This is a genomic window from Spirochaetaceae bacterium (assembly GCA_009784515.1).
Classification (GTDB): Bacteria; Spirochaetota; Spirochaetia; order WRBN01; family WRBN01; genus WRBN01.
This window is the reverse complement of sequence record WRBN01000012.1, coordinates 13304-30129: the sequence shown is the minus strand read 5'-3', so window position 1 is coordinate 30129 and position 16826 is coordinate 13304. Positions and strand designations below refer to the sequence as shown.

General features: G+C 38.9%; 27 protein-coding genes. 5 read left to right on the top strand and 22 right to left on the bottom strand.

Going from position 1 to position 16826, the window contains the following annotated elements; all coding sequences use genetic code 11:
• The 5 genes from FWE37_02700 to FWE37_02680 all read left to right on the top strand — a co-directional run.
• Positions 1-778 (top strand): hypothetical protein (locus FWE37_02700; protein ID MCL2519899.1); only part of this gene is annotated, 778 nt, incomplete at its 5' end.
• On the top strand, positions 778-1209 hold the full coding sequence (locus tag FWE37_02695; protein MCL2519898.1) for a hypothetical protein: 432 nt from the start codon (positions 778-780) through the stop codon (positions 1207-1209). The genes FWE37_02700 and FWE37_02695, both read left to right, overlap by 1 nt.
• Before the next feature lies 1 nt (position 1210).
• Positions 1211-1687 carry a hypothetical protein gene (locus FWE37_02690; GenBank protein MCL2519897.1) on the top strand — a complete coding sequence of 159 codons (477 nt, stop codon included), beginning with the start codon at positions 1211-1213 and terminating at the stop codon, positions 1685-1687.
• Entirely contained in the window at positions 1687-1962 is a 276-nt protein-coding gene (locus tag FWE37_02685; GenBank protein MCL2519896.1) for a hypothetical protein, read from the top strand. The genes FWE37_02690 and FWE37_02685 overlap by 1 nt, the downstream gene beginning before the upstream one ends.
• Entirely contained in the window at positions 1952-2857 is a 906-nt protein-coding gene (locus tag FWE37_02680) for a DUF276 domain-containing protein (protein MCL2519895.1), read from the top strand. Before FWE37_02685 ends, FWE37_02680 begins: the two co-directional genes overlap by 11 nt.
• Positions 2858-2882: 25 nt before the next feature.
• Here FWE37_02680 and FWE37_02675 read toward each other — a convergent pair whose 3' ends face one another.
• From FWE37_02675 to FWE37_02570, 22 genes are all read right to left on the bottom strand, one after another.
• Positions 2883-3674, bottom strand: a complete 792-nt coding sequence (locus FWE37_02675) for a hypothetical protein (protein ID MCL2519894.1) — start codon at positions 3672-3674, stop codon at positions 2883-2885.
• Entirely contained in the window at positions 3659-3991 is a 333-nt protein-coding gene (locus FWE37_02670) for a hypothetical protein (GenBank protein ID MCL2519893.1), read from the bottom strand. The genes FWE37_02675 and FWE37_02670 overlap by 16 nt, the downstream gene beginning before the upstream one ends.
• Before the next feature lie 2 nt (positions 3992-3993).
• Positions 3994-4509 (bottom strand): hypothetical protein, encoded by a 516-nt coding sequence (locus FWE37_02665; protein ID MCL2519892.1) that lies wholly within the window; start codon positions 4507-4509, stop codon positions 3994-3996.
• Positions 4510-4527: 18 nt separating this feature from the next.
• Positions 4528-4860 carry a hypothetical protein gene (locus FWE37_02660; protein MCL2519891.1) on the bottom strand — a complete coding sequence of 111 codons (333 nt, stop codon included), beginning with the start codon at positions 4858-4860 and terminating at the stop codon, positions 4528-4530.
• 145 nt (positions 4861-5005) lie between these two features.
• The gene (locus FWE37_02655) at positions 5006-5209 is read right to left on the bottom strand and encodes a hypothetical protein (GenBank protein ID MCL2519890.1); all 204 of its coding nucleotides are present in this window, start codon (positions 5207-5209) and stop codon (positions 5006-5008) included.
• A 49-nt stretch (positions 5210-5258) separates the two neighbouring features.
• Entirely contained in the window at positions 5259-5636 is a 378-nt protein-coding gene (locus FWE37_02650) for a hypothetical protein (protein MCL2519889.1), read from the bottom strand.
• Positions 5637-5653: 17 nt separating this feature from the next.
• A complete protein-coding gene (locus FWE37_02645; protein ID MCL2519888.1) occupies positions 5654-6562 on the bottom strand; it encodes a hypothetical protein in 909 nt (302 codons plus the stop codon).
• Complete coding sequence (locus FWE37_02640) at positions 6562-7497, bottom strand: Ig-like domain-containing protein (protein MCL2519887.1); 936 nt, start codon at positions 7495-7497, stop codon at positions 6562-6564. Before FWE37_02640 ends, FWE37_02645 begins: the two co-directional genes overlap by 1 nt.
• A complete protein-coding gene (locus FWE37_02635; GenBank protein MCL2519886.1) occupies positions 7497-8528 on the bottom strand; it encodes a hypothetical protein in 1032 nt (343 codons plus the stop codon). The genes FWE37_02640 and FWE37_02635 overlap by 1 nt, the downstream gene beginning before the upstream one ends.
• Positions 8521-9099, bottom strand: coding sequence for a hypothetical protein (locus FWE37_02630; protein MCL2519885.1), 579 nt, complete (start codon positions 9097-9099; stop codon positions 8521-8523). Before FWE37_02630 ends, FWE37_02635 begins: the two co-directional genes overlap by 8 nt.
• Complete coding sequence (locus tag FWE37_02625; protein ID MCL2519884.1) at positions 9096-9551, bottom strand: hypothetical protein; 456 nt, start codon at positions 9549-9551, stop codon at positions 9096-9098. Before FWE37_02625 ends, FWE37_02630 begins: the two co-directional genes overlap by 4 nt.
• Positions 9544-10584 carry a DUF1073 domain-containing protein gene (locus FWE37_02620; protein ID MCL2519883.1) on the bottom strand — a complete coding sequence of 347 codons (1041 nt, stop codon included), beginning with the start codon at positions 10582-10584 and terminating at the stop codon, positions 9544-9546. The genes FWE37_02625 and FWE37_02620 overlap by 8 nt, the downstream gene beginning before the upstream one ends.
• Before the next feature lie 563 nt (positions 10585-11147).
• On the bottom strand, positions 11148-12455 hold the full coding sequence (locus tag FWE37_02615; protein MCL2519882.1) for a PBSX family phage terminase large subunit: 1308 nt from the start codon (positions 12453-12455) through the stop codon (positions 11148-11150).
• Entirely contained in the window at positions 12445-12900 is a 456-nt protein-coding gene (locus tag FWE37_02610; GenBank protein ID MCL2519881.1) for a hypothetical protein, read from the bottom strand. Before FWE37_02610 ends, FWE37_02615 begins: the two co-directional genes overlap by 11 nt.
• A 188-nt stretch (positions 12901-13088) precedes the next feature.
• The gene (locus FWE37_02605; protein ID MCL2519880.1) at positions 13089-13256 is read right to left on the bottom strand and encodes a hypothetical protein; all 168 of its coding nucleotides are present in this window, start codon (positions 13254-13256) and stop codon (positions 13089-13091) included.
• Between the two features lie 233 nt (positions 13257-13489).
• A complete protein-coding gene (locus FWE37_02600) occupies positions 13490-13834 on the bottom strand; it encodes a type II toxin-antitoxin system HicB family antitoxin (protein ID MCL2519879.1) in 345 nt (114 codons plus the stop codon).
• A complete protein-coding gene (locus FWE37_02595; protein ID MCL2519878.1) occupies positions 13834-14067 on the bottom strand; it encodes a type II toxin-antitoxin system HicA family toxin in 234 nt (77 codons plus the stop codon). The genes FWE37_02600 and FWE37_02595 overlap by 1 nt, the downstream gene beginning before the upstream one ends.
• A gap of 216 nt (positions 14068-14283) precedes the next feature.
• Positions 14284-14841, bottom strand: coding sequence for a hypothetical protein (locus FWE37_02590; protein ID MCL2519877.1), 558 nt, complete (start codon positions 14839-14841; stop codon positions 14284-14286).
• Complete coding sequence (locus FWE37_02585) at positions 14841-15299, bottom strand: hypothetical protein (GenBank protein ID MCL2519876.1); 459 nt, start codon at positions 15297-15299, stop codon at positions 14841-14843. The genes FWE37_02590 and FWE37_02585 overlap by 1 nt, the downstream gene beginning before the upstream one ends.
• 131 nt (positions 15300-15430) lie before the next feature.
• The gene (locus FWE37_02580; protein ID MCL2519875.1) at positions 15431-15877 is read right to left on the bottom strand and encodes a hypothetical protein; all 447 of its coding nucleotides are present in this window, start codon (positions 15875-15877) and stop codon (positions 15431-15433) included.
• Positions 15878-15889: 12 nt separating this feature from the next.
• Positions 15890-16420, bottom strand: coding sequence for a hypothetical protein (locus FWE37_02575; protein MCL2519874.1), 531 nt, complete (start codon positions 16418-16420; stop codon positions 15890-15892).
• Between the two features lie 81 nt (positions 16421-16501).
• Positions 16502-16825, bottom strand: coding sequence for a BrnA antitoxin family protein (locus FWE37_02570; GenBank protein ID MCL2519873.1), 324 nt, complete (start codon positions 16823-16825; stop codon positions 16502-16504).
• Position 16826: the final 1 nt, after the last annotated feature.

Sequence of the window (16826 nt, the reverse complement as noted above, 5' to 3'; positions counted from 1 at the left end):
CGAAATAACTTTTGGCCAGCTTAATGATGACCAATTAAAGGCTATTACCGGTAATATTATACTGGCAGGTATTGGCGGCTTAGCCATGCAAAAGGAATTAGCTGCTATAATTTTAACTCAAAGGTCGGATAGCAGTAAAAGCTTAATTGCCTATAAAGAAGTTACCAGCGGAGAAGCTAGTTATCTAATAAATAACGGCACTAAATTTATGGCTAATGAATGGGTAATGGCCTTTGATAGCCTTAATGCTTTGTATGCCATTTTAGGCGCTTACAATAGGCCTAATGCCTTTTTAAAGAGTGAGTTTAATGGCAGCTTAAATACCATGCTCGGCCAGCCTCCTAATTATAACGATAACGATATTAGAAACGCTCAAGGTTATGGCATTGGCTTTTATGCTAACTATGACTTTTTAAACATAGCTTTTATTGGTAACCTAGTTACCGGCGATGGCCGCGGCCTTAATGTATGGTTTATCCGTGAAGACCTAAAGAACCAAATTAAGGCGCAAACAGTACAGCTACTCATTAATGGCAGCAAAAAAATGCGTAACCAAGATTTTATTGCCATTGCTAATGTATGGAATGCCGTACTACGCAACTACCGTGAGCGTGGGTTAATAGATGATTTTACGGTAACAACTTTTACTAACTATGAAGATTTACCAAAGACAGATGAATTTGGTAACCCTAATAAAACAGCTTCTGGCTTTAGCACTAGCATACGCATACCGCTAGATATAGCTAAGGTATTAGGCGATATAACGGAGGTAGCTTAATGGCATGGGATAACGGACTAAGCACCAGCTTAGTATATTTAGGGGCCTTACTCTTAAACGAAAAGGCGGGCTTGGTAGATATACCCCAGCTGGCCCCAAAGCATAATGTGCGCTTGCAAAAAAATGTGCTGCCTACAGGCCAAACAACTACAGTGGCCACCATAGGCGAACCATTAACCATGCAAATTACCTTTAGTTTGCTAGACAAAAGCCTATTACAAGACTTAGATGATTTAATGGCTACTAACCTAAGCTTTGATATAGAGATAGCCGACAGAGTTACCGGCCAAATAGAACATAGATGGGCAGATTGTAACATAGCAGGACCACCTACACCAACTGTAGCTAATGATGGAACTGGTACGTCTTATACGTTAGACCTAAATATAGGCGGCGATAATGAAGCATTCTTTAGGAGCTTAAGGTCTTAATATGAGCGCACCACTACAAATGGCGCGGCGTCTACAAACAGTTGAAGAGCAATTAGAGCTGCTTATGGCCAATAACTGGATTATGCCGGCCAAAAGAACAGATAATAAAGGCACAGCAGACATTGGGGAAGGTAACCTTACGCCGGTTAATAGTTCTGTTAATGGCTTTACTAATGGTAGTGCAGATGGTTTTATTATACCAAGCAAAACAGGGTTAAGTTATATAGAAACTCTAACCCTGTTCCCTGCCTTATTGCAGCAAGTTAATGATTTAGCTAAGGCTATGGGAGAAGTAGTTAGTTACCTTGACGCTATTCAAAGCGGGTTAATGACTGTGGCCGGTGAGGGTAGCAGCGCAACCTTAACGGCTAGCATTATTGCAAAAGCCGGCGAATGGGCAGCCAATAGCTCTACCTCTAATAGTGCTTTAAACGCTCTTGAAAAAAGCATAGAGGCCTTAGCTAAGGAGTTACCATAATGGCTTACAGTTTAGTTATTAACACTAATCATAGCGTTAAGATAAATAATGGGCAAATAGCACTTAAAGATAGCCGGCTGTACTGCCTTAAGATACGCATGACTGAACACATGCGCGAGGCTATAAGTTTAGGGCAACGCGATTTTATTATATATATGGATTCCATGCTAAAACGCGAGGCTATGGTGTTAGGGATAGACTATAATAATTTAATCTATAGCTTTGAAGATAAAAAAATGAAATTTAATCTAAAGGCGGTAAAAAGTGATAGTTAGCGGTGAAATATTAAGGCTAATGCCTAATTTAACGGCAGATAAACGGCAAATTATAGAAGAAATATTTAACAAGCAAGAGGTTAATATGGGCCTAACGCTTAGCCGTGAACAAGGAGAACCATTATATGCCATTAATGAGGCTGTGGCCGATAGCATAGTGGCGCAAAATAACGCTGTACTGGCTAGCTGGCTTAAAATGGCAGAACTTTTTAGGAGTATGGAGGCCGGAGCCATTAACTATAATAATGGTACTGTTGTTGGTCTGCGCGCTAAAATGCTAAGTTCCTCACATATATTAGATTTTAAGCAGTATGTTACCAAAGTTACTATAGAAACCGAAAGCGGCTCACAAATTGTTACTAAAAGCGTTGAAAACGTGGTTTATATCGATGAAGATATTACCGATGAAGAAGAATTACAAGAGATTTATCTGCAAATTGGCAATAATTTTGTAAACTATGCTGATGTGGGCACCTTCCAAGAGGCGGTGGCCGATGATGATGAGGCTATTACCGTAACTGCAAATGCTAACAATGGCCAAGAGGTAGACTATAGCTTTAGCCTTGCCAAACCCATAGAGGTAGAGCTCATGGTAAGTTATTCTGTAGACGCACAAGAAGAGATACCTTTTAACCTTACAGAGGCAATTTATAACGCCGTAAATGATGTTATAAGCCAAACTTACACTAACAATATTGGTAAAAACCTTAATACACAAGATTTTACAAGCATAATGCGTAAAATTAGCGGCATAGGCAGCTTAAACATTAGCTTTACTAGCGATGGAGCCGGCGGATTTGCTAACGATGGCAATAGCGCAGTTATGCAGTACACCGTAGGCAAGCAGTATTTTTTACACTTTAACTTTGATGTGAGCAATATTAATAGGGGTTGATAGGGTATACTATTTTCTGTAAAAATTAATTTAACCTTTGTAGGCTATTTAAAGCCCATTCTATCTGCCTAAAAAATAGGGTAATTAAGCCTAAGTTAGTGCGGCTAAAGTTGTACTGCCAGTTATCTACAGTATAATCTTGGCCGCCTATGTTTACCCGTTTACCAATGCAGTTAGGAATACGCTCCGGCGGGATAATATCTACGCTACTTAGCATTCCGAATTGGTCTGGGTATCTTTGTACTACAGCGCAGCCCAGCAAGCTAGTATCTGGCAGGGCCGGCGGATTTGAGCTAGTGGCTACCATAAGTTTACCGGCAAAGAGTGATTGTCCTATAACATACACCTCCTCACCTCTATCTTTTAAAGTATTAGCCACTTGGATAGCTGTTAAATCTTTAATGGAGTGGTCTATCTTAAAGGGCAGCGCCGGCCCTTGCAAGCTAAAAAAGGGAATGTTAGCTAGTGTTTGGCCAGCACGCAGGGCCAAGGAGTAAGTTTGCATAGCGCCGGCCTGCGATACTTGAAAGTTTACTTGCTGCTCACGTGTTAAGTGATTTATAGCAAAGGTGGGAAAGCCCAGTAACAGGCCATTAAGCCAAGTAATACCTTTAATGTTTAATACCACCGTATTATCACCTACATTGGGTAGGAAAACGGCTTTAGGCAGGTTATAAATGGTAACATTTAGCACTAAATCTAGCTGGTTACGCATAGAAAGATTGCAGGTAAAGTCATAGTTAGAAACATTAATACCGTTAATGATTAACTCGTTGTTTTTGAGGGTTTCTCTTGCAAAGTTTATAACACTAGGCATAGGCAGTAGTCCTGTCCTAACTTGGTAATGTTAAAGTTAGCCCTTCGGTTATTAATTTTAAATATACCTATTTGCACCACATCGCCATTGTTATTAATGATAAATGGCTGCGCGTGCTCTACTATGAGAGTAATCTTGTTAAAATCATTACTTAAAACAAGGCTTTTACCAGCTAATGTAGCCTCTACCACAGAGTTATTAATAACAATGTTGGTAGCTGGAGCTTGCAGCACAAAGCCATTTACCATTAAGGTTTGTTCATCTGGCCTAATTCCTGTTAAATCTTCATAAATTAAATTTAACGCTAATAAATCCATCTTTAACCCCTTGCTCTATGCACTATACGGCTATGCGGTCTTACCAATTCGGTATCTTCAGGCTCGCCAATGGTTTCAAAGATTAAATCGCTAAAATCGTAATACCTAAGCGTTAGATTAAAAACACCAAATGGGTCGGCATTATTAACAGTTTCACTGGCATTTTCTAACAAAACTACACCATCTAACCTTGTTCCTATTAAGTGTAAGGGCGCTACCTTTTGCATGGCTTTTAGAGCCCGTATTAAGGCCATGTTGCTACCGGCAAGGCCGGTTAATGGGCTAGTAAAGCGGCAGCCGTTAAAGCTAATAGTAACGGGGGTGATATGGGTATACTGACCAAGCTTTAAGTAGGGCACCGGGTGCTCTGGTAGCATAATACCATCTTCTGTACTGTATTCTCCCCATGTAAAAGGTAAGGCCTGTAAAAATGAGGGCTGGCCATTAAAGATATTGGAGCTAAAAAAGAAGCTGCTTATACCCTGATTTTGCGCTGCAAAGGAGATTAAATCGCTCATTATTGCTAACTTTACCTATTAAACAGTTTGTTGGTTAGCAGGGTTAGCGATACAGGCATTCCAAAAGTTATGTTCACATTTACGAGTATCTACGCAGGTAGGGTACACGGGGCAAAATGGCACGTTCTTCTCAGCCTTAAGGGCCTTTTCTAAGGCGTCTTCTCTTTCTAAGCTCGCCCTTAGCTTACTCCTAATTGCATAATATCTAACCTCATAATCTTTGGCATCACTGTAGTGTATACAACGATATTTTAGTTGACAATCAATGGGCCTAAGACCTAAATTAAGCGCTAGCCTATAAAATAAAATTTTAAAAGTTGCTTTTAAACTAATATCTAACCTATTTTTCATGTTAATTACTCCTTATTTATAGCAAAAAGGAAGTTGTTAAATGAATAGCTAATAAATTTATTAGCTATTCCCTATGTAATTATAATATAATATATCATATCATGGCTAAGGAGGCTTATATATAGCTTTCATATTTGCTACCCTCTTAAATAGCCTCTTTTTCGGTCTGCTCAATAGCTTTTAAATCTGTTTGGCTATCCTTAGCGCATTTGTCGCATTCTGCCCTTGCCTGCGCCTCTTGCTCTGGGGTAAGCAGCCCCTTTAGGCTCATAATTGCTTCTAAAGCAACTTTTCTAATAAATGGTACTAAGTGCTTTTGCACCACGCGAATGACAAAAGATTTAAACATAATTAAACCCTCCCTTTGAGTATTCATAAAGGCCATTACAGCCATCATTTTAATTAATAATAGTAATTAACCAACTTTGTATATAACTAACAACTATTCCTATGGCGCCGGCCACTGCCGATATACGCAACAGTAATTTACCGGGACTAAGGCTTAGCTGGAAATCTTCCAGCTGGTTTAAGCGGCTATTAACATTACCTTTTTCTTTGTTAATAATTTGCCCTTCAAGCCAATCTCTAAGCTCTTTCCGTTTAACATTAAGATGTTGGAAATCGCGCTCTTGTTTGCTCTCCATATAATTAATATGCCCGAATAAACCATTTCCCGTACGACTGCATTTGTTTACGTAAATACCTAGCTCTTGGTTGATATAATCAACTTTTTTGGCTAATTCTTCGTATTTTTGACAGTTTTTACATTCAGGCATAGGATTATAGCCAACCTCTAATAAGTAACGGTGGCTTCTGCCATGTAGACATCGTTAGTATCAAATTCCCAGTTACCCACAATGGTTCGCCATAGCTCTACAAAAGTAGAGCGGCCATCTTCTAAGTGCACCATATTACTGCTGGCTATCTCGGTCAGCGTACCAACAATCATACGTGCATTTTGACTAAAGCGGTTAAATATCAGAATTTTGCTACTATTTTCGTCAATATCAAAGCCTTCATGCGTCATAACTTCACCATTGTTTAAACGCTGAATTAATGCCTCGCGCAGCGGTATATTGGTGCTTTCCCCCACGCTGGCACCAATAATTTTATCAAGTAATCCGGTGCCAATAGCTAAGGTATTACCGCGTTCACGAGAAAGCTTACGCTCTAAGCTAACCACCATATCGTAAAGGTCTTTACCACCAAAGCTACTAATGTCTACACTGCTACCATGATAGACATATTTATTGGTGACTTGGAACAGCGCCATCGGGTTTATTTCTGTAACACCGCCTACCGTTTCAGTTTGTCCCCAAAGGTAATGATTATCCATATCCTCTAATAGCGCTTTAGTGGCAGCCACACGCTCGTTAGTGAGCTGCCGTTGCCAGCTGCCATTTTCATTGGCAATAGTGTAATCGCGCTCATTAATTTTAATACCAATGGTTACCTCTTGAAACTTGCGCTCAAAAATAGTGGTTTTGCTAGAGATAAACTTAGTACCGCTATTTTCGGCGCGGCGGCTGGCCCTTTGGCCTATCGTCAAGCTGCGCGTGCCTAGCTCTTTGTAATCATGTGTATTACGCACTTCGGCTAGCATTTGTAACCTTGTGCCATTAATTGCACTGGTGTAGCCACTTTGCACCAAAATGTTGGCTACATCTTGCTTATATGTAGTTATACGGTTGTTAAGTGCCATTATTTAGCCTCCTCTTTAGCTTTAGCCTCTGCCTCAATGATAGCCTTTATAAGATTATCATTGCTAATATTACCTGCTACCGTAAGACCAAGCTCTCTGGCCCTTGCCATGCGCTCTTCGCGGGTGGCCTTAGCCCAATCTTTATCTTCTGTATCAATATCTAAATCTAAGTTTGTGCCCATCGGAGCAATTTCTTCGCTGCTTTGTTGCGGCGGAGTTACTGGCACGCTGGCCACATTAACATTAATGGTAATGCCGTTGCTGGTTATACTGCCACTAGTAGCGGTAAAAGTTACCGTGCCGCTTTCGGCGGTGGCGGTAATAAGGCCGTTATTATCAATAGTAGCAACGGTATCATCGCTGCTAGCCCAAGCTAAAGAACCTAAGCTGGCTCCGCTAGGGATAGGTGCAGCGCTAAGCTGCCTTGTTTGGCCAGTGGTCATATTAGAACTACTGCCGCTAATGGTAATGCCGGTTAAATCGGGCGGGTTAGTAGCACTATTGCTAACGCTAACAGTTAGCCGGGCAGCCACCACAAACTCATTAACCATGCTATCGCTCGCCATATCATAACGTTGGCTGGCAAAGCTACTACCAGTTGCTACAGCAACGGCCAGCTGTACATCGTCAGTAGGGCTAAACTCGCCATTTTCATTAATGGCCAGCATATCGTTTGGCAACACTGGCGTGTTATCTTCCAGCACCACATTAATAACCACATTGGTACCGCAAAGGGCTACCTCATTTTTGTTAGCGGCATTTTGGGTACAAACACCTACAAAGCGGCCATTACTGGCTAATCCTAATCCGGCGCGTGTGCGTACCGGTATTTGCTCCGGCTGGCCACTAAAATTACTATAGGTAGTAGTGCCGCCTGCTTGATTAATGTGGATAAAGCCAGCCCCTTGCTGTTCTGCAAATACTGCCTGTCTCATTATGCTGCCTCCTGTTCGTTAATTTTTTTAATAAATGCCTTATCTTGCTTAAAATAAAGCAATAATGGGTCTTTTTGCTCTTTGTTACGGTTAGCGTTGGCCACTGCCGCCGCCGAGTTTGCCTTAATTTCGGCTATTTTGGCCTTAGTAAGAGTTGCCCTATCTCTAAGTACATCTAGGCTCATGCCATCAACAATGCTCTCTTCTAACCCTTGCAAGTTGTAATACAGGCCACTATTAATTAGCAGATGTTTTAGGGTTGTAGCTAACCTTTCTTCACCAAGCTTGCCCTCTAAGGCTGTATTTAACCTAGCTAACGGCTTATAATCGCCATTATCATTAAAGTTAGCCATAACAAAGGCTTTAGCCTCTTCGGTTTCATTTAGTAAATTAGCGTTATACCGCTGCTCGGCCTTTGCCATTTCTACCGTCTTGAATTGGCTTTCGGCGCTGCCGTTTTGCTTAACCGGCTCTTTTTCGCCTTTTAAGCTATTAATTAATACCGGTAAAGCCTCTTTTAAGGCCATTGCTACAGCTTCGGCAACACTACTGTTTATCAAGGCTTGCGCCTCTTCTTTTGTCATACTAAGTACCTCCTCGATACTATTATTTAAACTTTTAATATTAGCGTCCCCGTAACGTGGGCTATCGGTGAGTGATAACTCTAAAAATTCACCTTGCATTACCTCGTAGTTATAATAAATGCCATTGTACATATAAGGGGCTTTACTATAGTCATACTGCAATACCGAATAAGCGCAAGAAACACTCCAGTCAAACTCATGCACTAAGCCTTTGGCTGTGCTGCTATCAAGCTTAATATTAGCGTAATACCAGCCATCGGTAGGGTTATAAAAGGCATTCTCTACTTTACCAACCGGTTTTTTATCACTTTTATGGTTAATAAAAACCGGTTTATCTTTGTAGCTATCAAGCATAGCATTAATAACTTCTTTGCGTACCAACCAGTTACCGCTAAGGCCATAACCCACAAGGCCGCTCTCCATGAATCTTGCTATATAGTTAGCCATTATCTTCCTCCTCCTTTTTAGGGTACATGATGGCTACAATTTCGGGGCAAGCCTCTATTTTGCTAGTAATATCCCTAGCTAGTTGTTCGGTATCGGAATTCAAGGCTGCCTTGAACTGTGTGTAAATATCAATTAAAATGGCGGGTTCGGCCACTAAGCTAAGGCCATTTACCACATCGGTCAAAAAGGTAGGTTTAGCGATGGCCATATCTAACACCATAGCGGTATAGGCCGAGTAAGCGGTACTTTGAGTAAGGTTGCTGTAGTTAGCAGCCTTAGCCGATATAGCGTCAATTTTAATGGTTTTACCGCGTTCTTTACCTACCATAACAAAAATATTAGCTAAGTCGTCTGGTGATAGGACACTAAAACTAGTATCCAGCTTGTACTCTTTATCACCAATTTTAGCCGTAACACCAAAAAAGTAGTTTAAGAGGCTTTTATGGCCAAATTGGTTAAGGTAGGCCATAAAATCGTAGCCAATACCAAAGGCAGCCATGTGGCATGTATAGGCTTGCAGTCCTTTTTCACTACTATCAAGTGGCTTATAAATAAGTTTTATTTTACTCATTTTGCCACCTTTTTGAGTAAATCAATACGGTCAATATACTCCTCGACTAAATCATAGCTGGCCGGTTTTTGGTAGGGGTCATAAGTATCCAAATCTTTACAAAGTACAAAATGGCTGCCAAGATTGGTTTTTATCCTTAAAATAGCTACCTTGCCTTGTACCATTCCTATTACTTCGTCTTTGCAAAAAGGCCTAGCTTCACTGCGGCTAGCCCAGCGGTAGTTACTGCCGATGGCCTTAAGTACGTTGTCATAGCTGTTTACGAAAGACTTTAGCTTGCCGTTATCAGTTATATGGCCAAGTTTTACACAACCTTTGTACATGGCGTTAATGGCCGCGTGGCTTAGGTTGGAAAAATCTTCGCGGGTGGCCACTAAGCTTAAAAATAAACAACCGTGTGTATAAATACTTGGATTATGTACTTTAAACCATTCATCTGTTTGTTTAATCATTTATAAATACCTCTTGTTCTAGTTTTAATTTAGCTTGGTGGTACTCTTCTTTGGTAATGAGTTCTAACCTAAACTCTTCCATTAGTGAACGAAGTTGTACATTAAAGGTTTGCCAGTGCTCTTTATCGCGGCCAAAGGCTTGCGGAATACTAAAGGTACGACCACTAAGCTGCGGCACTAACTTAAAGGCTTTGCGGTAAAATGGCATTAAAATACTACTTTGAATTTGCGCAATAGAGTGCTCAAAGCGCATTTGGTTGCTGGTTTTACCGTTAAAAATGCTGCTAGCATCTTTTTGCTCAAAGAGCACAGCCTGCGGTATGCCAACATCGCTAGCTATTTTAGTGCGTTGCTCGGCAAGTACATCTACATAAGTTTTTACATCTTTGCCTAAATTCACTGCCTTAGCGCCCTTAAGGAAGGTTATGCCAAAGTTAGTAGCCTCTTTTGCTATATCACCAAGCTGTTTTTCTATCTGCTTAGTGGCCATAATATCTGAGTCTTTTTCAATTTCAATAAAGGTTTGCTGGCTAATAAGGCCTAACGAAAAGATAGTATCAAAGAGTAAATCGTGCTGCGCTATAGTACGCTTAGTGCTGGCTGCTAAATAGATTTTATAATTAAACTTAACGCTAGGCTGTTGGTTGTTAATGCTATTAATAAAAGTAGCTTGCTCAAACTTACCGGTATCTTGGTTAAATATCAGCTCTATGTCATTGTCATTGCCATTTATAGGGTCTATAAGCTGGTTAAGTAAGGGTATTAAATCTGTTTCGGTAAGTATTTGCTGGGCTATAGCGTTATCTTTATCAAAGGTTATGCCGCTATCAAGAGCAGTCTTTATGGGCAGTAACCACGCACGGCGGGCGGTAGGAAAATGAGTGCAAAAACTGACCGTATCCATTGCCGAAGCCGTAGTAACGGCTTCTAGCATAGCCTTACGGTTACCTATAAGGTTGCTGGCAAATTCTTCTCTTCTTTTTGCTCTTGTAATCCGGCCATCTTCGCCTAATATTCTATTAATAATACCCATTTAGCGTCCTTATAAAAATCTTGCTACATAACTAAGGAGTAAAATTATGTAGCAAGAATTGGAGATAAAAATGAACCATTATAGACACGGTTTATTATAACGGGTATGCTAATTAAAGTAAACAATAAATGATTAAAGCATAAATATTTATTTATGCTATTAGTAAATAAAAAACCGCCCAAAGAGGGCGGTTGATGTTAATTAGCTTATGCTTAAATTTTTTTAAGCCTTTAAAGCACAAAATATTATTCTAGGGCCTTTTTTAGTATATAGGCGGATAAACTTAAGCCAGCCTCTTTAGCTTTTTGCTTAATAGCTTCTTTTTGCCATTTATAGCAAAAAGCTGTAATACTACTATCCAATGCTGTGCCTGTTACTGGCCTGCCACCTTTTTTTTAACTTCTTCTTTCATTTTAATTATTTAATATAGTGTAAGACATACTAATTATGCCAATTAACACTATGGTTAGCCCAAATAGCAAAGATTTTTTACTAAACTTGCCTACCGCTAAACTTAACATATTTAAGACTATAACTAAAACTAAAGCAAATATTATAAATCTCTACCCATCATAAATCCCGTCATACTGGCTATAGTGCATAATGGCCTTAACGTGGCTGGCAAGTGCGTCTATAGCGTGGTCATTATCGGTTGGTTTACCATTACGGTCGCGAAAGCGCCAACCTTTAATACTATTAGGGCTGCCGGAGGTGTCAATGTAAAGTTGGCTGGCAATAGGTAAGAGATTGCTCATAATTTTATCTACCTTACTTTGTGTAGCATTAACCTTAACAATGTGCATATAATGGCCGAGCCTCTCTAGCTCATCAGTGAAAAGCCTTGCCACAAGGCCACTGTTGCCGGTAGCCTCTATATAAAGCTTGCTAACATTAAAGTTAAGCAGGTAATTAATGAGGAACTCTATCTTTCCCTCTATATTAAAATCAAAATCGGCGGCATGGTTAAGCCACTCAATAGTACCATCGTTAATGCGTTTGCGGTAAAGTATACTTAATCCTACAAGGTCGCGGCCATCAAAGGCAGGGTCAATAAAGGCCGAAGTGCCGTAATCTGGCCAGTAGTTAATATCGATAGTGGCTAAGTTTTTAAATGGCGCGTAATCGCCAATAATATCAGTAGTATGGCCAAGCCAAATATGTTTATACAAATCTTCATCGGCTAGCCGCTGCTGCTCGGCCTTTACCCTTAAAACTTCGGGCAAATAGGGATTATCGGTGTAGTTTACCTTAATTACTAAGGCATTATCGGGTTTGCTTAGCACAAATTCTCTGTAAATAATATCATCATCGTGCATGGGGTTAAAGCTAATCCAAATTTCGCTGCCGGCAGCTCTTATGCTGGGTACTAAAAGCTGCCACTCGCTGGTTGTAATGGTATCGGCCTCTTCTATCCAGCAGTAGTTAATATTGGTAACACTGCGTAAACTATTTACTTGGTTGCCGCTTATGCCTTTAAAGATAAACTCGCTGCCATTAAAGCTAGTTATGCCAATATTGGTAACTTTAAAATAGCTATCTAGCTCGTATTGCCTAATTATATCGCTCAATAACTTGTGCACACTATCCTTGATACTCTTTTGCACGCTACGGGTGCACAATACACGCACTTTTCTTTCTAAGCTTATACGCAAGAGCAACCGCGCGAAACTTTCGCTTTTAGCCCCGCCGCGCCCACCATAAGCCACTTTATAGCGATAGGCCGAGTTATAGAGCGGCATAAAAACAGGAGGCACATTTAGTTTAGCAATATCCTGTAGTAAGGTGGCCGAGTTATCACTGCTATCGCCTAAAATGTCTTTGGCTATACCATTAGCCATAACGCTTAAGTCTTTAAGTAAACTACTTAACATCTATAATACCCTTAAGATTACTTATACCTGCGAATGGTACACCGATGTCTTTAATAGCTCTTGATGTAGCGGTTACACCGCGTAAATTACCTTCTTTCTGGTACTGTCGTAAATCTGCCCGTAGGCCGCGCAAGGTTACAATAAGGTCATATTCATTATCTATCACCTCTTTGCTAAAGTTATTACCATTATCATTGCTTAGAAGTGGCGCTATAGCCGGAGCTGTTTGCAAAACTTTACTAAAATCCTCTCTAACTTCTGTAGCTACATCTTTTTTGCTCATATCTATGGCTTGTTCGTATTTTAGATTATCCTTCCATTTCTTGCGCATACGGCAAGCGGTGCTTTGGTTTACATTAAGAGCATTGGCTACTTGGTTATCCTTTAAGTTTTGCTCAAATAAAGCTGCATATTTCTCTAATGGTATGTTTTTAGGCGCTGGCATAGCCTAATTATAAGTGCAATGCAATGCACTGTCAATTATTTTTGTGCATTGCATAAATGTTTATTTATGGCATTTGTAAAAACTTAGCTTGTGCAATAGTGAGTGCATAAGGCAATTATTGCACTGATGATAAGCTTGTAGCTAAAGAGCCGTTGGTTTAAACCGATTCATTTACTTGAATAAAGTATTTATGGCTCTAGTAAAATCATATTGCCAAAGACAAAATGCCGTCTTATGCGCGGCATATAAGCCGGTACATTGGCTATCACAATAGATTGCCTAGAATTAGCGCTTATAGAGGGCCAGCCTGATGTTAGATTAGCGCCGTTATTAATATTTTGCCAATTTACTCTCATACTTTGGCCTGTTCGGTTTTCAGTTGGTATAAAATCTAGCCTAGCTGAAAAATGTAGGCCACCCTGTGGCCTTTGTAATATGATACGAAAATCACGGCTAAAATCTACACCGCCATTTCTAGCAATAGCAACAGGAACATAAATATTTATTTATGCTCTTAGTAAATAAAAAACCGCCCAAAGAGGGCGGTTGAGGTTAAGTAGCTTTATGCTTAACTTTTTATTATCATATTTTATACACTTAAACGATAAAGTGCGTACTGGTTGAGCGATACTCCTTCCTCCGCAGCTTTAGCTACTAATTTGGCATGTAAACTTTTAGGCAACCTTACTACAAATTTACCACTATAGTCATCTTCATTAATAGGCATAGGCACATTAAAACCTTTTTCAATGCTAGTCTCTATCCAGAGAGACATAGCTTCTTGAATATTCTCACAAGCTTCGGTATAACTATGGCCATGGCTCATGCAGCCGTCAAGCTCACGTACAGTAGCAAAATAGTAATTACCAGTACCATCTATAATATGCCTAATAACAATATGATAAGGTAGTTGTAAGTAATCTTCCACAGTCATTATTGCTCTCCTATATGCCTAAGTATTTCAGTAACATAAACCCTTTTTATTGGTGATGGACTACTTGGAATGGTTAATCTTGATTTATTAATGTCATTGACAAACTGGCAATGCGAACCTTTTTGTCTAATAAAAATGTATCCTTTAGCCTCTAATACCTTGCTGGCCTCATTAAAAGTAATACCATTAGGCTGATTTTTCATTTTAGCAATAAGTTTATCAATATGGGCCATACTTAATAGTATCGTATTTAATACTATTTGTCAAGCGCTAATCAAATTAAAAGGTAGTAAAATATGCAAGAATTAATTAAGTTTAATAATGAAAATAAAGTTAGTGCATAATGAAATTTATCTAATGACTGGATAGCACACGATATTGTAATTTACGGATTTATAGACAGTTTTGAGGTTTTACTCAAATTTGATTAAAACCTCTACTAGCCATCGTTATCCTTGGAGTATCATATTCCCTAAAGGATAATTTCTACATGGTAATTGAAAATAATCTCGCGTCATAACCGCAAAAAAAGCATTAGCAAGTACATCATATCGTTGATTTGAAGAAAAATTACTAAGTAAACCATTTGATGGCGTTGAAAAAATTTCAAGGGCATTGGGGTTAGACCAGTTAGGATTAACCCAACCAAATTGTACCGGCCTTATATTTGCCCCGGGAGTTGTAATTAATTGGTTTTGGTTGGGATCTATCCTATCCGGTATTATATGATAGCCAACATAAAGCCGTGCTGTCATCATCGTGGCCGGATTAGCTGGCGGTTGCGATAACCTGAAGGCGAATAATGTTGGCCACGCATTATCAATTATTGGCCAATTACTAGCCGTATTTGGAAAAACACTTCTTCTAGTATCTTGAAAAAAATCTGGATTAATATATAATATACTGCCAGCCGAAAAAAGAGAACCATTAAAAGTGAATACAAGTCTCCTGAAAGTTGTGCCACCAAATGTAAAAAATCCACTACTAACAGTTGCGTTGTCTAACATTAATTTAACCTAACCGAAAATAATTCGCCGGGTTTTTTAATGCCAATATTAATACCTGCAAAACTCGGTATTCCATTATCTAAAATTAACCCCCTTAATTCAATATCATCATTTATAATTATACTGCTAGTTCTATTATTTGTTATTTCTACAATAAAATTATAATTACTTGATGCATTAACAACAATATTTATATCTTGATTTATATTTAAATGGCTACTTATATTATTAACAATGCCTTGGTGAATACGCGCCCCATTATATGTAAAAATCATGCTATCATCTGCAATATTAAATGATAATGCACTCGCACTATGACTACCTGCAATACTAATAATAATAGAATTATCGTTTGGCCTAAAATCAATACTATCTTCTATTCTATTATCATTACTTAAATTACAGCCAAAAATTGCCATTGCGGCCAATAAAACACATAATTTACTTAAAAATTTCATTATTTAACTCCTTTTGTCTTTCATACTACCATTGTAAACTACTAAGTAAATTTTGTCAAATTAATTCGCAAATATTTTATAAATGTAAAATTATCTATAAAATATACCATAGAGCATTATAAGTAAAACATCTAAGCCGTGCGTATCCATACGCTACCACCGGCAATAATGTTAGGCACGGTGCTGGTAATATTTGCCCATACGTAACTAGATGGAAAACCCATACTACTTGGAGTAAGTCTGCCGCTAGGCACACCAATAACGAATCCGATTGGAATGGTATATAAAGGCCTATTTTCCAGCACTTCCACTCTATTTTTTAGGCCTGCTATGTCTTGTTTAGCTACTGCCAGCTGCGTTTCTAGGGTAGATATACGTCCATCTAAGCCCTCTTTAATGGTTACTGCTTCATCTAGTTTGTTAAGTATATCTTGTATACCTAAATCGGCTCTTATGGTGGCCACAAGGTTATTATAGGTTATTTTACTATCCACTCCTGTAAGGGTACCGGTATTAACAAAACTTATCCCTATTGGGCTGGTAATGTCTGGTAATTCTCTAAATGTTGTGGTGCTCATATTTTCTCCTTGTTATGAAATAGTTACTATCACGCCCTGTACGGTTGTGCCGCTATATAAAAATTGGTTACAAAAGCCTATAGCCCAATCCACTAAGCTAATGGCATTTTCGCTACCTAAAGCAGCATAATTAGCACTAGATGGGTGCAGGTAATAGTTACCGCTATCGTCTACATAAAGCTTAACCCGGCTCTCATCAGGGTTGACTATTTCTAGCCCTATGCTGCCGTGATAGCGGTTAATAATGTTTATACTATTTGCCCCGAAGAGAACTTTAAGGATTATTAAAATAAAGTTAAAGCTGCCAAATTTATCGAGGTTATTAAACACCTCTTGAACAAACTCACGTGCTATATCGTTAGCAATATAATCTATATGCCAATGTTGTATAAGCATATCTAGCACCCAACCTTGTAGCTTGCCATCGGTCAGAAAGAATCCCTCATTATCGCCATAAATAGCCAGCGCTGCCCTGTTTTGTTCTTCATAGAGTGGCTGCATAAAATCGTTAAACTTACTTCTTTGCAAAAAGCTGTTTCTCATAACAACTATTATAAAACATAATGCAGTTATTTTAAACAATGAATAACTAAAGCATAAATATTTATTTATGCTTTAGTTGGGTTACTCTTTATTACCAGTATTGTCAATTTCTTTAAGCCGCTGTAGTAATACGGCGGTTACTAAATCGCTAAAGGTAATAGCGCGCCTAAAGGCCTCTATTTTATAATTTGTATATACCTCTTCTGGCAAACGCAAAGTTATTGTTTTTAATTTCTTCTCCATTTTAACCTCTTTCATATTTATTTCTAATTCATTTAGACTTGAGCTCTTAGCCATTAAAGAGCTAAGAGCAAATTTATTTAAATTTAAACCTAAGCTTTCGGCAGTAAAATCTATTATACTATATAGTTCACTACCTATCCCAACGCATACTTTTTTAATCATA

Excerpts from the sequence above, each read along its gene's own strand:
- FWE37_02650 (MCL2519889.1), bottom strand. The coding sequence starts at position 5,636 with ATGCCTGAATGTAAAAACTGTCAAAAATACGAAGAATTAGCCAAAAAA.
- FWE37_02575 (MCL2519874.1), bottom strand. The coding sequence starts at position 16,420 with ATGAGAAACAGCTTTTTGCAAAGAAGTAAGTTTAACGATTTTATGCAG.
- FWE37_02635 (MCL2519886.1), bottom strand. The coding sequence starts at position 8,528 with ATGGCTAACTATATAGCAAGATTCATGGAGAGCGGCCTTGTGGGTTAT.
- FWE37_02600 (MCL2519879.1), bottom strand. The coding sequence starts at position 13,834 with ATGACTGTGGAAGATTACTTACAACTACCTTATCATATTGTTATTAGG.
- FWE37_02695 (MCL2519898.1), top strand. The coding sequence starts at position 778 with ATGGCATGGGATAACGGACTAAGCACCAGCTTAGTATATTTAGGGGCC.
- FWE37_02660 (MCL2519891.1), bottom strand. The coding sequence starts at position 4,860 with ATGAAAAATAGGTTAGATATTAGTTTAAAAGCAACTTTTAAAATTTTA.
- FWE37_02690 (MCL2519897.1), top strand. The coding sequence starts at position 1,211 with ATGAGCGCACCACTACAAATGGCGCGGCGTCTACAAACAGTTGAAGAG.
- FWE37_02615 (MCL2519882.1), bottom strand. The coding sequence starts at position 12,455 with ATGTTAAGTAGTTTACTTAAAGACTTAAGCGTTATGGCTAATGGTATA.
- FWE37_02595 (MCL2519878.1), bottom strand. The coding sequence starts at position 14,067 with ATGGCCCATATTGATAAACTTATTGCTAAAATGAAAAATCAGCCTAAT.
- FWE37_02580 (MCL2519875.1), bottom strand. The coding sequence starts at position 15,877 with ATGAGCACCACAACATTTAGAGAATTACCAGACATTACCAGCCCAATA.
- FWE37_02685 (MCL2519896.1), top strand. The coding sequence starts at position 1,687 with ATGGCTTACAGTTTAGTTATTAACACTAATCATAGCGTTAAGATAAAT.
- FWE37_02675 (MCL2519894.1), bottom strand. The coding sequence starts at position 3,674 with ATGCCTAGTGTTATAAACTTTGCAAGAGAAACCCTCAAAAACAACGAG.
- FWE37_02640 (MCL2519887.1), bottom strand. The coding sequence starts at position 7,497 with ATGAGACAGGCAGTATTTGCAGAACAGCAAGGGGCTGGCTTTATCCAC.
- FWE37_02630 (MCL2519885.1), bottom strand. The coding sequence starts at position 9,099 with ATGAGTAAAATAAAACTTATTTATAAGCCACTTGATAGTAGTGAAAAA.
- FWE37_02655 (MCL2519890.1), bottom strand. The coding sequence starts at position 5,209 with ATGTTTAAATCTTTTGTCATTCGCGTGGTGCAAAAGCACTTAGTACCA.
- FWE37_02645 (MCL2519888.1), bottom strand. The coding sequence starts at position 6,562 with ATGGCACTTAACAACCGTATAACTACATATAAGCAAGATGTAGCCAAC.
- FWE37_02605 (MCL2519880.1), bottom strand. The coding sequence starts at position 13,256 with ATGAGAGTAAATTGGCAAAATATTAATAACGGCGCTAATCTAACATCA.
- FWE37_02670 (MCL2519893.1), bottom strand. The coding sequence starts at position 3,991 with ATGGATTTATTAGCGTTAAATTTAATTTATGAAGATTTAACAGGAATT.
- FWE37_02665 (MCL2519892.1), bottom strand. The coding sequence starts at position 4,509 with ATGAGCGATTTAATCTCCTTTGCAGCGCAAAATCAGGGTATAAGCAGC.
- FWE37_02590 (MCL2519877.1), bottom strand. The coding sequence starts at position 14,841 with ATGTTAGACAACGCAACTGTTAGTAGTGGATTTTTTACATTTGGTGGC.
- FWE37_02570 (MCL2519873.1), bottom strand. The coding sequence starts at position 16,825 with ATGATTAAAAAAGTATGCGTTGGGATAGGTAGTGAACTATATAGTATA.
- FWE37_02620 (MCL2519883.1), bottom strand. The coding sequence starts at position 10,584 with ATGGGTATTATTAATAGAATATTAGGCGAAGATGGCCGGATTACAAGA.
- FWE37_02625 (MCL2519884.1), bottom strand. The coding sequence starts at position 9,551 with ATGATTAAACAAACAGATGAATGGTTTAAAGTACATAATCCAAGTATT.
- FWE37_02610 (MCL2519881.1), bottom strand. The coding sequence starts at position 12,900 with ATGCCAGCGCCTAAAAACATACCATTAGAGAAATATGCAGCTTTATTT.
- FWE37_02585 (MCL2519876.1), bottom strand. The coding sequence starts at position 15,299 with ATGAAATTTTTAAGTAAATTATGTGTTTTATTGGCCGCAATGGCAATT.